This is a genomic window from Ralstonia sp. UBA689 (genome assembly GCF_002298975.1).
GTDB lineage: Bacteria > Pseudomonadota > Gammaproteobacteria > Burkholderiales > Burkholderiaceae > Ralstonia.
Genome location: NZ_DBMV01000042.1, coordinates 137810 through 150631, shown reverse-complemented (window position 1 = coordinate 150631; position 12822 = coordinate 137810). Strand labels below are relative to the sequence as shown.

The 12822-nt window shown below is 64.4% G+C and carries 10 protein-coding genes; 3 read left to right on the top strand and 7 right to left on the bottom strand.

Annotation, left to right across the window (positions count from 1 at the left end):
- Nucleotides 1-52: 52 nt before the first annotated feature.
- The 6 genes from B4F51_RS21260 to B4F51_RS21235 all read right to left on the bottom strand — a co-directional run bounded on the left by B4F51_RS21260 (nucleotide 53) and on the right by B4F51_RS21235 (nucleotide 5376).
- Nucleotides 53-421 (bottom strand): DUF2784 domain-containing protein, encoded by a 369-nt coding sequence (locus B4F51_RS21260; protein ID WP_296228681.1) that lies wholly within the window; start codon nucleotides 419-421, stop codon nucleotides 53-55.
- An 84-nt stretch (nucleotides 422-505) separates the two neighbouring features.
- Complete coding sequence (locus tag B4F51_RS21255; RefSeq protein ID WP_296228680.1) at nucleotides 506-871, bottom strand: response regulator; 366 nt, start codon at nucleotides 869-871, stop codon at nucleotides 506-508.
- Nucleotides 872-891: 20 nt separating this feature from the next.
- Nucleotides 892-1425, bottom strand: a complete 534-nt coding sequence (locus tag B4F51_RS21250) for a hypothetical protein (RefSeq protein ID WP_296228679.1) — start codon at nucleotides 1423-1425, stop codon at nucleotides 892-894.
- Nucleotides 1426-1436: 11 nt separating this feature from the next.
- The gene (locus B4F51_RS21245) at nucleotides 1437-2153 is read right to left on the bottom strand and encodes a methyl-accepting chemotaxis protein (RefSeq protein ID WP_296228678.1); all 717 of its coding nucleotides are present in this window, start codon (nucleotides 2151-2153) and stop codon (nucleotides 1437-1439) included.
- On the bottom strand, nucleotides 2153-4540 hold the full coding sequence (locus B4F51_RS21240) for a HAMP domain-containing protein (protein WP_296228677.1): 2388 nt from the start codon (nucleotides 4538-4540) through the stop codon (nucleotides 2153-2155). Before B4F51_RS21240 ends, B4F51_RS21245 begins: the two co-directional genes overlap by 1 nt.
- Nucleotides 4541-4980: 440 nt before the next feature.
- Nucleotides 4981-5376 carry a DUF1801 domain-containing protein gene (locus tag B4F51_RS21235; RefSeq protein WP_296228676.1) on the bottom strand — a complete coding sequence of 132 codons (396 nt, stop codon included), beginning with the start codon at nucleotides 5374-5376 and terminating at the stop codon, nucleotides 4981-4983.
- Nucleotides 5377-5590: 214 nt separating this feature from the next.
- On the opposite strand from B4F51_RS21235, the gene B4F51_RS21230 reads away from it, so the two are divergent.
- A complete protein-coding gene (locus B4F51_RS21230; RefSeq protein ID WP_296228675.1) occupies nucleotides 5591-5923 on the top strand; it encodes a DUF2322 family protein in 333 nt (110 codons plus the stop codon).
- Between the two features lie 15 nt (nucleotides 5924-5938).
- On the opposite strand, the gene B4F51_RS21225 is transcribed toward B4F51_RS21230, so the two are convergent.
- Nucleotides 5939-7174, bottom strand: coding sequence for an NADH:flavin oxidoreductase/NADH oxidase family protein (locus B4F51_RS21225; protein ID WP_296228674.1), 1236 nt, complete (start codon nucleotides 7172-7174; stop codon nucleotides 5939-5941).
- Between the two features lie 76 nt (nucleotides 7175-7250).
- Here B4F51_RS21225 and B4F51_RS21220 point away from each other — a divergent pair, with 76 nt between their 5' ends.
- Nucleotides 7251-7694 carry a MerR family transcriptional regulator gene (locus B4F51_RS21220; protein WP_296228673.1) on the top strand — a complete coding sequence of 148 codons (444 nt, stop codon included), beginning with the start codon at nucleotides 7251-7253 and terminating at the stop codon, nucleotides 7692-7694.
- An 81-nt stretch (nucleotides 7695-7775) separates the two neighbouring features.
- Complete coding sequence (locus B4F51_RS21215; RefSeq protein ID WP_296228672.1) at nucleotides 7776-12731, top strand: NAD-glutamate dehydrogenase; 4956 nt, start codon at nucleotides 7776-7778, stop codon at nucleotides 12729-12731.
- Nucleotides 12732-12822 lie beyond the last annotated feature (91 nt).

Here is a 12822-nt window from a genome sequence, read left to right as displayed (position 1 = left end):
GCCAGCGGACCTTGCCCCAACGGGGTGCGACGCGCGCCCACCCCGTGCCCGGTCATCCGCGCGGCGGAATGCGCCGCCATGTGACGACCACGGCCATCAGGAACGCTACATAGCTGACGGCGAACACCCAAGGCGGCAGATCGTAGTAGAGCCAGGCGCTCACCCAGTGCTGAACAAAACCGCGTGAACCGGCCGCCCCCGTGCGCAGCCGGTCCTCCAGCACGGTGAGCGGGCACGGTATATCGACAACGGCCAATGTCGCGACGACGCCGATCGCCACCAGATGCATCAGCCGGAACACGCGGTTGCGCGCCCAACCGCGCTTGAACGCCGCGCCTATCCAGATCGCGATCAACCCGGCGACGATGAACAAGACAAGCAGCGCATGCAGCACGAGCACCGCGTCAGCCAACCCCGTCATGGTGTCCGGGCCTCCTTGCGTTCAGCAGCGCAAGTTTGGCTCCAAAACCGGGGCGTCGTCACGCCCCCTTTTTGTTGGGTCTGCTCAGCTTGCCAGCTTCTTGAACGTCTCCAGCACCGCGTCGCCCTTGAACGGCTTGACGATCCAGCCTTTCACGCCTGCAGCCTTGCCGCGATCCTTCATGGCGGGGCTGCTTTCAGTCGTGAGCATGATGACGTTGACGGTCTTGTTGCCCAGCTCGCCGCGCACCTTCTCGACCATGGTCAGGCCGTCCATGTTGGGCATGTTCACGTCGCTGATGACGAGCTTGATGCCGGGGTTGGCCTTGATCTTTGCCAGGCCGTCCTTGCCGTCCACGGCCGTATCGACGGCCAGGCCGTTCTTCTTCAGGAATCCGGCCACCTCGTCGCGCACGGTGCTCGAATCATCGACAACCAAGATCTTGGTCATGAGTCTGTCCTCGTTGTTCGTCAAAACAGTTCCAATTCGCCGCTGGATTCCACCTCGTCGCTCACGTCGGCGACGAAGTCCAGCGGCGCATCGGCACAAACACACACGGTTGCGGCCACCCGCACCGCATCGTTGATCGTGACCGCGTAGGCGGCCAGATACGTGGGCTTGAGTGCATCCAGGTACGGCAGGCAGCGTGCGCTCACCACATAGGGCGTCGACATGCCCAGGTCGGGACACACCTGCAGCAGCTCCTGGTTCACCGCCCCACAGCACAGGTTGCCGAGCTCAAGACAGGCCTCTTCGAATGAGCGGCCTGAGCCTTCGCCCGTGTAGTACGCCTGCGTGTCGGCTCCGTCGTCAAAACGCAGCACCAGCAGCAGACGGAAGGCGATGGAGGAAATGGTCAGGATCAGGGCCTGATCGCCCTTGATGGCATCGCCCTGACCTGCCGTGACGATGTTGCAGGTGTCCTCTGCATGCAGCGCGAGCCGGGAGCGCGCGGCCTTGCGGAAAATGCGGTCGAAGCTGTCTTGCGCGTTGCTGCTGATCACTTCTGCCCTGCCTAATGAAGCTGAGATTGAAACCGGCTGGCCAGCGCCTCGACGCTTGACAGCGACGCGGTGATCATCTTGCCGCCGGCCTGGATGTCCTGGAACGTGGCGGTGGTGGTCAGATCGTTGAGGTGCAGGCTGTTGCGGTAGCTCTTGGAGAGTTCTTCCGAACGGGCCGCAAGCGAGCGCACCTCGCTGGCGACCACGGCAAACCCGCGCCCGGCCTGGCCCGCGCGTGCCGCTTCAATGGATGCGTTGAGCGAGACGATCACCACATGCCGCACGATCGACTGCAACTCCTGATTCTTGGCATGCATGTCGTGGTTCTGCTCCATGAGCGAGATCATCTGCTCGTGCCAGCGCTCGAAGGTCAGTGCCAGGCCGCGCAGGCGTGCCGCTTCTTCGGCAATCTGGCGAGCGCGGTTTGCCCACTGGTCCTTGTCGTCAGTGGCCGTCTTCAGCTCGCTACGCAGTTGCTCGGTGGCTTCCGACTGTTTGGCAGCAGTGTCCTGCATCTGCGCGATGGTGGCTTCCAGCGTCTGCACTTCCCGCCTGCCCGCCTCCACCAACGATGCCTGCTTCGCAAGGTCAGCCGACAGCCCGACGATACGACGCTCGGCATCATCCAGTGCATGCACTACCGTATTCACCCGGCGCTGTTGAGCCATCCACGCCAGCACGCCAAACACCAATCCGCCCGCCAGCACGGCCAGAACAATCGACCCCATCACGACGCTTCCTTATCCATGTCCATGTGCGCTTCCGGCTGGCCGCCAAGCGCAGCGCTCACGCTGTCCACCGCGAAACGCTCGGGCAGGCAGACCACGGTCTGGAACTGGCGGAACGCGGCTCCGTTGAGGTCGTCGGTAAAGCGCAGTTCGATGCGGCCTTGTTCGCGCTTGAGGAATTCCACCACCGCATCCATGCCGACACCGCGCCCGGACACCTCCGTAACGGTCTCGGCGGTCGAGAAGCCGGGGCGGAAGATGAACTGCGCGATGTCTTCGTCGCTCGGGCGTTCATCGGCGCCAATCCAGCCGCGCTCGACGGCAATGCCGCGGATGCGATCGAGCGCCAGGCCGCGGCCGTCATCGCACAGCGTGATCTGCAGCATGCCCTGGTCGACACCGACTTCGATGTCGATCGCGCCTGCGGCCGGCTTGCCCTGCGCGGTGCGCGCGTCGGCCGTTTCAATGCCGTGGTCGATGGCGTTGCGCAGCAGGTGCATGAACACGTTCTGCAGAATCTCGCGCGCTTCGGTGCGCACGCGGTAGCCGTTGTCGTCGATGCGCACGGCTGCGGGCGCCTTGCCCAGCTCCTTCGCCAGCGACGGCAGCGATTGCAGCGCACCGGAAAGCAATTCACCCACGCTCTCGCTGCCAAGCAGGCGCAGCAACTGATAGACGGAATCCCGCATCGACACCAGTTCGTACAGGCTGCCGGGGTTGGCCGACTCCAGCAGGCGCAGGCTTTCCTGGATGCGTGCCATGGCATCGGGCGTGGTCTGCCCGATGCCGCCCATGCCGCCCTCGGCACCCTTGCGACCGAGGCTGACCTCGTTGATGCGGGCGTAGTTCTCGATGGCCTCGCGCACGCGGGTCAGTTCGGCCATCAGCCAGTCCTGGTCCCAGGTGTGCTCGGTGCCGGGCTCGCGCAGCGCGTGGTAAGTCTGCTCGGTCTCGTGCACGACGTTGGTCAGGTACTGCAGGTTGTACGTGCGCGCATTGCCCTTGATGGTGTGCATGTTGCGGAACAGCGCTGCGATGGCCGCGCTGTCGGCTTGCGAATACTGGCGGATGATGCGCTCGTTCTCGTGCACGAAGCCGGTCGAGCTATCGATGAAGTGCTGGAACTTCTCCTGGCTCACCGCCAGGATCTCGCCGATGATATCCAGGTTGCGGCGCTGCTCGCTGGCCTCCGCCGCAAGCTTGCGCAGCTCGGTCACGTCGCGCACGCACAGCATCAGGCGCAGGACGGTGTCGCTCTCATCGGTGATGGCCGACCACGACAGATCCAGCGTCTTCACGCGGCCGTCCGGCATGCGCTTCTCGACTTCGCTTGCCAGCAGGTGCTGGTTGAAGGCGAAGTTGATGATGTCCTGCCCCAGGCAGGCATCGACCGCCGCTTCCACTTGCGACAGCGCATCGGCACCCAGGTTGGTGTCGGCAAACACCAGTTCCATCAGGCTGCGGCCAGCGATGTCCTGCGTCTCGAAAATCGATTCGAGATAGATCGAATACTCCTCATGCACGCGGCTGCCGTCCACCACGGTCAGGATGCCCTGCTGCATGTTCTGCAACATGGCTTGGATGTCGGCAGTCTTCTGCTTGAGCAGCGCGGCGTTCTCCTGGATCTTTTCGATCATCTGGTTGAACGCGACCACCGAGCGACCGATCTCATCCATGCGGCCCACCGGCACGCGGCGCGTGAAGTCCTGGCTGGCGGCAATCTCGCTCATCTCGGCCTGCATGCGCGTGAGCGGCCGGGTGATCTGGCGATACAGCAGCATGCCGATCGCGGTCAGCAGCACGATGGCCACGCCGCTCACCCCGCCGATGGCGGTGGCCGTGGTGGCGAGCTTGCCGTTGAGCACCGTGATGGCGTCGTCCTTCTCGCGGTTCTTTTCGATGCGCAGCGTCTCGACGATCTTTTCCAGCACATCGCGATAACTGGCCACATTGGCAAACAGGAAGGCTTGGGCAAGCTCGCTCTTGCCTGCCAGCTTCATGTCGATGGTTTGTGCAATCGCATCGAAGTAGTTGTCGACGCTCTCCTTGGCCTGCGCAACGAGCCCTTCCTGCGCATGGCTGTTGGCACGCTTGGCCTGCAGCGCCAGAGCGGCCTGCAGGTTGGCTTCCTTGGTCTTCAGGTCGTCCTTGGCCTGCGTGACGATGTTGCCGTCGGGTGCATAGACCAGCACCATCGTCGCCAACTGCACGTCCTTGACGAGCGAAACCAGGTCAGCAGACGCGAGGGCACTCGGCACAACGCCTTCGGTCACCTGCCGGACCTCCGACGCACTGCTGCGGGTCTGGTAGACCGCATAGCCACCAATGGCCGCCAGCGCCACGAACATCAGCACCACCAGCAATGTAATGCGATGACGAATCGTCATTTGAAATTCTCTCGGTCAAATTGCCGCCCCCTTCAAAAGAGGGGTATTCATCCATATCTGCCTTGCACATCGGAGGCGCAATTATTGAAGGCGAAAGATGACCAATCGATGACTATCCCTTTGAAAATTCCGGCATTGCAATATTGAGTCGCCACATGCAAGCACAAAGCCGCACACGCGCGCACCAACTGGGTTCGCGGCCAAACGTGTGCGCACCCTTCTCAAGTGGGGAATCGCTTCAGGATGGCTCAAGTTTTTTTCTGGCGTGCCGTTAAATAAATGTCCGCTCTTTTATATTGATTTTGCGGATCATTATTTTTTCCGCAATTCAAATTGCGGAAAAAGATCATTTCCCAGTTTCCTGGCGCCCGACTAACGTGGCATTGGCCTGAATAGGCCGGGTCTCGCCCATAAAAGAAAGGCGAACCGGCCTTGCCCGATCAGCGGTGCACCGAAGCCTTGTTCAACTTGGCAGCGGCTTGAATCAGCGCCTTGAGCGCCTTCTCGTTCAGCTTGCCTCCCTCGCGGATGTCGATGGCGCGCCGGGTGTTGCCTTCAAGGCTGGAGTTGAACAGCCCGGATGGGTCCGGCAGCGAGGCCCCTTTGGCGAACGTCAACTTGACCGTTTGCTTGTAGGTCTCTCCGGTGCAGAGGATGCCACCCAGTGACCAGACGGGGACGCTCCATTTCCATTCTTCGACCACGTCGGGCTCCGCCTCCCGGATCAGCACACGAATCCGTGCAAGCATGGCGCCGCGCCAGTCGCCGAGTTCTTTGATTCTGGCGTCGATCTGTTCGGACGCGGAGACTTCGCCTTCGGATGGGGTCTTCCTCATGTCACCTCTCTCGCTGAGTTGGGGATCGCACGCCTGGTGGTGTTTGGTGTTGCGGCGGGTTGCAGCAGCGTTTCGATGTCTGCTCGCGCATTGTAGGCAGGTGTGCAACCGTTCAACAGGGGCGCCAGAAACCCAGGCCGCGCCTGAACGGATACCATACGGCCGCACATGGCCCCACACCCCGGCGCCCTGACCCATCAACGGAGTAACTTCAGTGATTCAACCGCGCAACATCTTCAAGGACAACCTCGCTCAACTACCTGCCATTGACAGCATCGAGCGCATCGATCTGGTCGACGGCAACGGCGGCGTGGTGGCAGACATCGAGAACAAACCGGGCAAGCAGGGTTCGCTGGCGGTGTATCACTACCTGCAGCAAGCGTTCGGCCAGCTTGACGCCAAGGCGGCCGAGCACGGTCTGGCGGTGTTTGCGGAACATACGGCCGATGCGCGCAACCGCCCGGGCGCGCACCCGAACGTCGACCGCCTGCTTGCCATCGCGGCTGGTGGCGAGGCGCTGCGCATCAACGTGATCCCCAAGGCCTGAGCGGCCACGGCGCTACTAGCGTGGCATGCGTTCAGCCATCCATTTTCGGTAACGCCGCGTCTGGCAAGACGTGACCCACTGCTGCAAAAGCAATGCCCTGAGCGGGGAGACGCGCGGGTCCGCACCGCGCCCTTCGCTCAGCCGCTTGAGCTGAAATTTGACGACCGCCATGTTGGCCAGCGAGCCCAGCACCTTGTTCTTCCAAGTGATCGGACGCAGCGCCGGGGCGTTGTTCTTGCCGGCGTGCCAGTCGCGCGGCAGGTTCGGATCGATGGAGAGCGCGGTGGCAATGCCGACCATGGCGATACCGCTGTCGACCACCTGCTCCGCCACGGCCCGGCGCCGAATGCCGCCCGTCACCATCAGCGGCATGCGCGCGACGGCCGCGATGTCGCGCGCGAACTCCAGAAAGTAAGCCTCCCGGGCCAGCGTACGTCCATCGCGCGCCTGCCCCTGCATCGCCGGGGCTTCATAGCTCCCGCCTGACAGCTCCACCAGATCCGCGCCCAGCGGATTGAGCATCTCCACCACGCGCTTTGCATCGTCTGGGCTGAAGCCGCCGCGCTGGAAGTCGGCCGAGTTCAGCTTGACGGCCACTGCAAACCCGGGCGACACCGCGCTTCGCACGGACCGCACGATGTCGAGCAGCAAGCGCGCGCGGTTCTCGATCGGCCCGCCCCACTGGTCCTGACGCTTGTTCGTGATCGGCGACAGGAACTGGCTCAACAGGTAACCGTGCGCTGCGTGAATCTCCACGCCGGTGAAGCCACTCCGCTCAGCCAGCACCGCCGCCCGCGTAAAGCGCTGCTGCACCTCGGCGATGTCGCTGTGCGTCATTTCCTTCGGCACCGGAAACTGCTTGGACAGCGCACCCAGATCCATCGGCACGGCGGACGGCGCCAGCGTGGTCTGGCCCAATGCCGCTTGCATCTGGCGCCCAGGGTGGTTGATCTGCATCCAGGCTTGGGCGCCGTGGGCCCGCGCAATCTGCGCCCAGCGTCGGAAGCGGTCCAGATGTGTGTCGTCTTCCAGCACCACGCCATTCGGCCCGGTCATGGCGCGGCGGTCCACCATCACGTTGCCCGTCAGGATCAGGCCGGCCTTGCCTTTGGCCCAGGCGTCATACAGGCGCAGGAGCGCGTCGGACGGTGCGTGGTCCGCATCGGCCATGTTCTCTTCCATGGCGGCTTTGGCCAGACGGCTGGGGATCACCGCGCCGTTGGGCAGGACAAGGGGCGAAAACAGCTTCATAAGGGGCTTCCTGGTTTGACGCACCCTTACCCTAAGCTTAAAGTCAACTTTAATGTCAAGACCCGAAAGCACTCACATGAAGATTGGAGAACTCGCGCAGCGAAGCGGCGTGGCCGCCTCACGCATCCGGTTTTACGAGGCCAACGGGCTGCTCCAGCCCGCGCAGCGGCAAGCCAATGGCTACCGCGAATACACGGCGGACACACTGACCCGGCTGGAGATCATCCTGTGCGCGCAGGGTGCCGGATTCTCGCTGGAGGAAATCCGCGCCATGCTGCCGCCGGATCTCGACAAGTGGCCGCATGACGAACTCCTCCTGGCGCTGCGCCGCAAGATCGGCGAGATCGAATTGCTGGAACAGCGGCTCGCGCAGAGCAAGCACCACCTGATCGTGCTCGTGGGCGAGATCGAGAACCGCGTTGAGGGTGAAGACTGCACGGACAGGACCAAGCGCTTGCTGGGCAAGGTGCATCAGGCTGCAGAGGAACAGCCTGTGCGGCGCGCAAGAATGCGCGCTTAGCCATCCCGCCCAAGGCGCCCCCGATTGTCAGCCAAGGGCACGCGGCGTAGCATGGGGAGGCCCTTTTTCGGGAGGCACGCCATGTCTGCCCAACACGAAGAAAAGGTCCGCCAGCACATGGCGGACGCGGTGGCCCTCGCACGCGGACGTGCGCCCGATATTGCCGCGCTGTTCGAGCTGTACCTGCGGCATTACTACGGGCTGGCCGACCCCGAAGATGTCATCTCGCGCAGCGTGGCCGATCTGTACGGCGCTGCGATGGCGCACTGGCAGCTTGGGGCGAAGTTCGTGCCCGGGCAACCGCGCGTGCGCATCTACAACCCGAGCCTTGAACAGCACGGCTGGTACTGCGGCCACACGGTGGTCGAGATCGTCAACGACGACATGCCGTTCCTGTTCGACTCCGTGACCATGGAGATCAACCGGCAGGGGCTCGCGCTGCATTCGGCATTTCATCCGGTCTATCGCATGCAGCGCGATACAACCGGCACGCGCGTGGCCGTGGAAGCCGGTGGCGGCATGCCGGCGCTCACGGGCGAGCTTGCACATGAAGGGCCGGACGCGCACGCCGAGGCAAACAACGGGACCAACGGCAAGACCAACGGAGACGCGCGCTACGAGTCGTATATCCACATCGAGGTCGATCGCTTCTCCGAACCGCAGCGCATGCAGGCCCTGCACGACGGGCTGGTGCGTGTGCTGGGCGACGTGCGCGCGGCGGTGGAAGACTGGAAGCCGATGCAGGCCATGGTTCAGACCGCCATCGATTCACTCAGCACGCGCGCCGCGCAATCCTCTGCCGGCGAAGCCGAGCGCGCAGAGATTGCCGAAACACAAGCCTTTCTGGCCTGGATGCTGGAGCGGCATTTCACATTCCTTGGCTATCGCGACTACGCCCTCGTCATCCAGGACGATGGTCACTTCCTGCAGGGCATGCCGGGTACCGGGCTGGGCGTGCTGCGCGAGGCGAGGCGCGACCCGACCACCCCCGACATCTCCAAGCTCGCCCCGGGTGCCGCTCAGATCATCGACGCGCCGGAACCGATCTTCCTGACCAAGGCCAACTCGCGCGCAACCGTGCACCGCCCAGGCTACCTAGACTACGTCGGGATCAAGCTGTTCGATGCCGAGGGCCGCGTGTGCGGCCAGCGACGTTTCCTGGGTCTGTACACGTCCAACGTCTACATGGTGCCGACCGAGGACATTCCGCTGGTGCGGCGCAAGGTCGCCAGCGTGATCCAGCGCACGGGCTTCCTGCCCAACGGGCACTTGGCCAAGACGCTGGAAACCATCCTCGAACAATACCCGCGCGACGAACTCTTCCAGATCGACAATGCGTCGCTGCACGACATCGCGCTGGGCATCCTGCGGCTGCAGGAACGGCAACGCACGCGGCTGTTCGTGCGCCGCGACCCCTTTGATCGCTTCGTGTCGTGTCTTGTGTTCGTGCCGCGCGAGAAATTCAACACCGACCTGCGCGTGCGCATCCAAGGGCTGTTGCAAACCGCGTACAACGGTACCTCCGTCGAGTTCACGCCGCTGCTGTCGGAATCGATGCTGGCGCGCATCCACATTACCGTGCGCACGCAGTCGGGCAACGTGCCCGAGGTGGATGTGGCCGAACTGGAAGAACGCATCGTGCTGGCCGCGCGGCGCTGGCAGGACGACCTGGCCGATGCGCTGCTTGAACGCGGCGGCGAAGAACACGGCAACCGCCTGCTGCGCCGCTACGGAGATGCCTTCCCCGCCGGCTTCCGGGAAGACTACGCGGCGCGCCTGGCCGTGCGCGACATCGAACTGATGGAGCCGCTGCTTGCACCGGAAACCGCTGCCGATGGTGCACTCACGATGCAGCTCTATCGGCCGCTCGAAGCCCCCCCCGGCGCACTGCGCTTCAAGATCTACCGCGCCGGTCAGCCGACCTCGCTCTCGCGCAGCCTGCCGATGCTTGAACATCTTGGCGTGCGTGTCAACGAAGAGCGGCCCTACTGCATCGAGCCGGCCGACGCCGCACCGATCTGGATGCACGACTTCGGCATGGTCACGATAGACGGCAGCGACGTCGATCTCGACGAGGCCCGCGGGCGCTTCGAAGACGCCTTCGCAAGCATCTGGAACGGCGAACTGGAGAACGATGATCTCAACCGGCTGGTGCTGCTGGCGGGGCTGACCTGGCGCGAGGTGCGCATCCTGCGCGCGTATGCACGCTACATTCGCCAGATCGGTTCGACGTTCAGCAACGCGTATATGGAAAGCGCACTGACCGGCAATCCGTCGATCGCGCGGGCACTGGTGCATCTGTTCCTGGTGCGCTTCGACCCGGCGCTCGACGCTGCGGAGCGCACGCACAGCAGCGACACGCTGCGCGCACAGATTGCCGATGCGCTGGAAGAGGTGCCGAACCTGGACGAAGACCGCATCCTGCGCCAATTCCTCGGCGTGATCGAAGCCACCCTGCGCACCAACTACTTCCAGAGCGCGGAGAAGAGACAAGAAGAAAGACAGGAGCAGGGGCAATCCAGGCCGTACCTGTCGTTCAAGTTCGACCCCAGCCGCGTACCGGGCCTGCCCGAGCCCAAGCCGATGTTCGAGATCTGGGTGTACTCGTCGCGCGTGGAGGGCGTGCATCTGCGCGGCGGCAAAGTGGCGCGCGGCGGGCTGCGCTGGTCCGACCGGCGCGAGGATTTCCGCACCGAGGTGCTCGGGCTGGTCAAGGCGCAGATGGTCAAGAACACCGTCATCGTGCCGGTCGGCTCCAAGGGCGGCTTCATCGTCAAGCAGCCTCCCGCGGCGGGCGACCGCGATGCGGTTCTGGCCGAAGGCGTGGCTTGCTACCAGACCTTCCTGCGTGGCCTGCTGGACCTGACCGACAACTACGTCGACGGCCGCCTGGTGCCACCGCGCGATGTGGTGCGCTACGACGGTGACGACCCCTACCTGGTAGTAGCCGCCGACAAGGGCACGGCCACGTTCTCGGATTACGCCAACGCCATCTCGGCCGAATACGGCTTCTGGTTGGGTGACGCCTTCGCCTCGGGTGGTTCGGTCGGCTACGACCACAAGAAGATGGCCATCACCGCGCGCGGTGCATGGGAATCGGTCAAGCGGCATTTCAGCGAGATGGGCGTCGATACGCAGTCGCAAGACTTCACCGTGGTCGGCGTCGGCGACATGTCGGGCGATGTGTTCGGCAACGGCATGCTGCTCTCGCGCCATATCCGCCTGCTGGCGGCGTTCGACCATCGACATGTCTTTCTCGACCCGTCGCCAGATGCCGCCACGAGTTTTGCCGAGCGCGAGCGCCTGTTCAATCTGCCGCGTTCAAGCTGGGCGGATTACGATCGCGCGCTGATCAGCCCGGGCGGCGGGGTGTTCCCACGCACGGCCAAGGCGATCGCGCTCTCGCCCGAAGTGCGCGCCATGCTGGCCGTCACCGTCAGCGAGATGGCGCCAAACGATCTGCTGCACGCCATCCTCAAGGCGCCGGTGGACTTGCTCTACAACGGCGGCATCGGCACCTACATCAAGGCCAGTACCGAAACGCACGCCCAGGTGGGCGACCGCGCCAACGATGGGCTGCGTGTGAACGGCGACGAGCTGCGCTGCAAGGTCGTGGCCGAGGGCGGCAACCTGGGCTGCACGCAGCTCGGCCGCATCGAATATGCGCAGCACGGCGGACGCATCAATACCGATGCCATCGACAATTCGGCCGGCGTCGATTGCTCGGACCACGAGGTCAACATCAAGATCCTGCTGGGGCTGGTGGTGGCTGACGGCGAGATGACGCTCAAGCAGCGCAACACGCTGCTCGCGGAGATGACGGACGAGGTGGGCGAGCTGGTCCTGCTCGACAACTACTTCCAGACGCAGGCGCTCTCGCTCGCGCGCACGCGCACAGCCCAGTGGCTCGACCCCGAGGCACGGCTGATGCGGCACCTGGAGCGCGCCGGGCACCTGAACCGGCTCATCGAATTCCTGCCCGCCGATGATGAAGTCGACATCCGGCGCGCGGCCGGCGGGGGCCTGACCACGCCCGAGCGCGCGGTGCTGATGGCCTACAGCAAGATGTGGCTGTACGACGCGTTGCTGGGCAGCGACCTGCCCGACCAGCCGTTTGTGGCCGATGGCCTGCCCGCATATTTTCCGCGGCCGCTGCAGGCACGTTGCGGCGCGGCGGTACCGCGGCACCCGCTGCGGCGCGAGATCCTGGCGACGATGCACGCCAACGCGCTCGTCAACCGCGCGGGGGTGACGTTCGTGAACCGGCTGGCCGAGGAAACCGGCGCGGAACCAATCGCCGTGGTGTGGGCCAGCCTGGTCGCGCGCGCCGTCTACCGGCTCGACGGCCTCTGGCAGGAAGTCGACGTGCTGGATGCACGGGTGCCGCACGAAACGCAGGCCGCCCTATTCGGCGCGCTCGCTCAATTGCATGAGCGCGCCACGCTCTGGTTCCTGCGCCGGCGGGTGTCCGATGTGCCGGCCACGGTCGAGCGCTTCCGTACGGCGGTCGACGCGCTCAGCGCCGAAGTCGACGGTCTGCAGACGGAAGAATCGGCGCATGCGGCTGCGCAACAGCAGCAGGCGTTCGTCGCTGCGGGTGTGCCCGAAGCCCTGGCGCGTACGGCAGCGGGTGTGCCGGCACGGGTGTCGCTGCTCGACATTGCCGAAGTCGCCACCGCGAGCGGTTGCGACGCTCGGCTTGCCGCACGGGTGTACTTTGCGCTCGACCAACCGCTGAGCTACGGCTGGCTGCTAACCGGCATCCTCGGCTTGCCGACGCAAACCCATTGGCAGATGCTGGCACGCGCGTCCCTGCTCGAAGAACTGACGCAATTGCGCCGCAGGCTCACCAGCTCGGTGCTGCACGATGCGACAGCCAGCGCCAGCGCCGAGGCTTTGGTCGAAACCTGGCGTGCCGCACGGCAGGAAGCGCTGGCGCGCTACCACCGCGTGATTGCCGACCAGGTGGCCGCCGGGTCGGCGGATCTGGCGATGCTGTCGGTGGGGCTCAACGCGTTGTCGGAAGTGGATTCTTGAAGAAAGACGAGCCCCTGCGCAGCATCGACACCGGCTGAGCAGCCGCTCCGGCCCCAAGGCTGACTCTGGCGCGTCAGGATGGCCGCAACTG

Bases quoted from the DNA above. Each gene is read 5' to 3' on its own strand.
- B4F51_RS21260 (WP_296228681.1), bottom strand. From the start codon at position 421: ATGACGGGGTTGGCTGACGCGGTGCTCGTGCTGCATGCGCTGCTTGTC.
- B4F51_RS21255 (WP_296228680.1), bottom strand. From the start codon at position 871: ATGACCAAGATCTTGGTTGTCGATGATTCGAGCACCGTGCGCGACGAG.
- B4F51_RS21245 (WP_296228678.1), bottom strand. From the start codon at position 2,153: ATGGGGTCGATTGTTCTGGCCGTGCTGGCGGGCGGATTGGTGTTTGGC.
- B4F51_RS21240 (WP_296228677.1), bottom strand. From the start codon at position 4,540: ATGACGATTCGTCATCGCATTACATTGCTGGTGGTGCTGATGTTCGTG.
- B4F51_RS21235 (WP_296228676.1), bottom strand. From the start codon at position 5,376: ATGAGGAAGACCCCATCCGAAGGCGAAGTCTCCGCGTCCGAACAGATC.
- B4F51_RS21225 (WP_296228674.1), bottom strand. From the start codon at position 7,174: ATGAAGCTGTTTTCGCCCCTTGTCCTGCCCAACGGCGCGGTGATCCCC.
- B4F51_RS21220 (WP_296228673.1), top strand. From the start codon at position 7,251: ATGAAGATTGGAGAACTCGCGCAGCGAAGCGGCGTGGCCGCCTCACGC.
- B4F51_RS21215 (WP_296228672.1), top strand. From the start codon at position 7,776: ATGTCTGCCCAACACGAAGAAAAGGTCCGCCAGCACATGGCGGACGCG.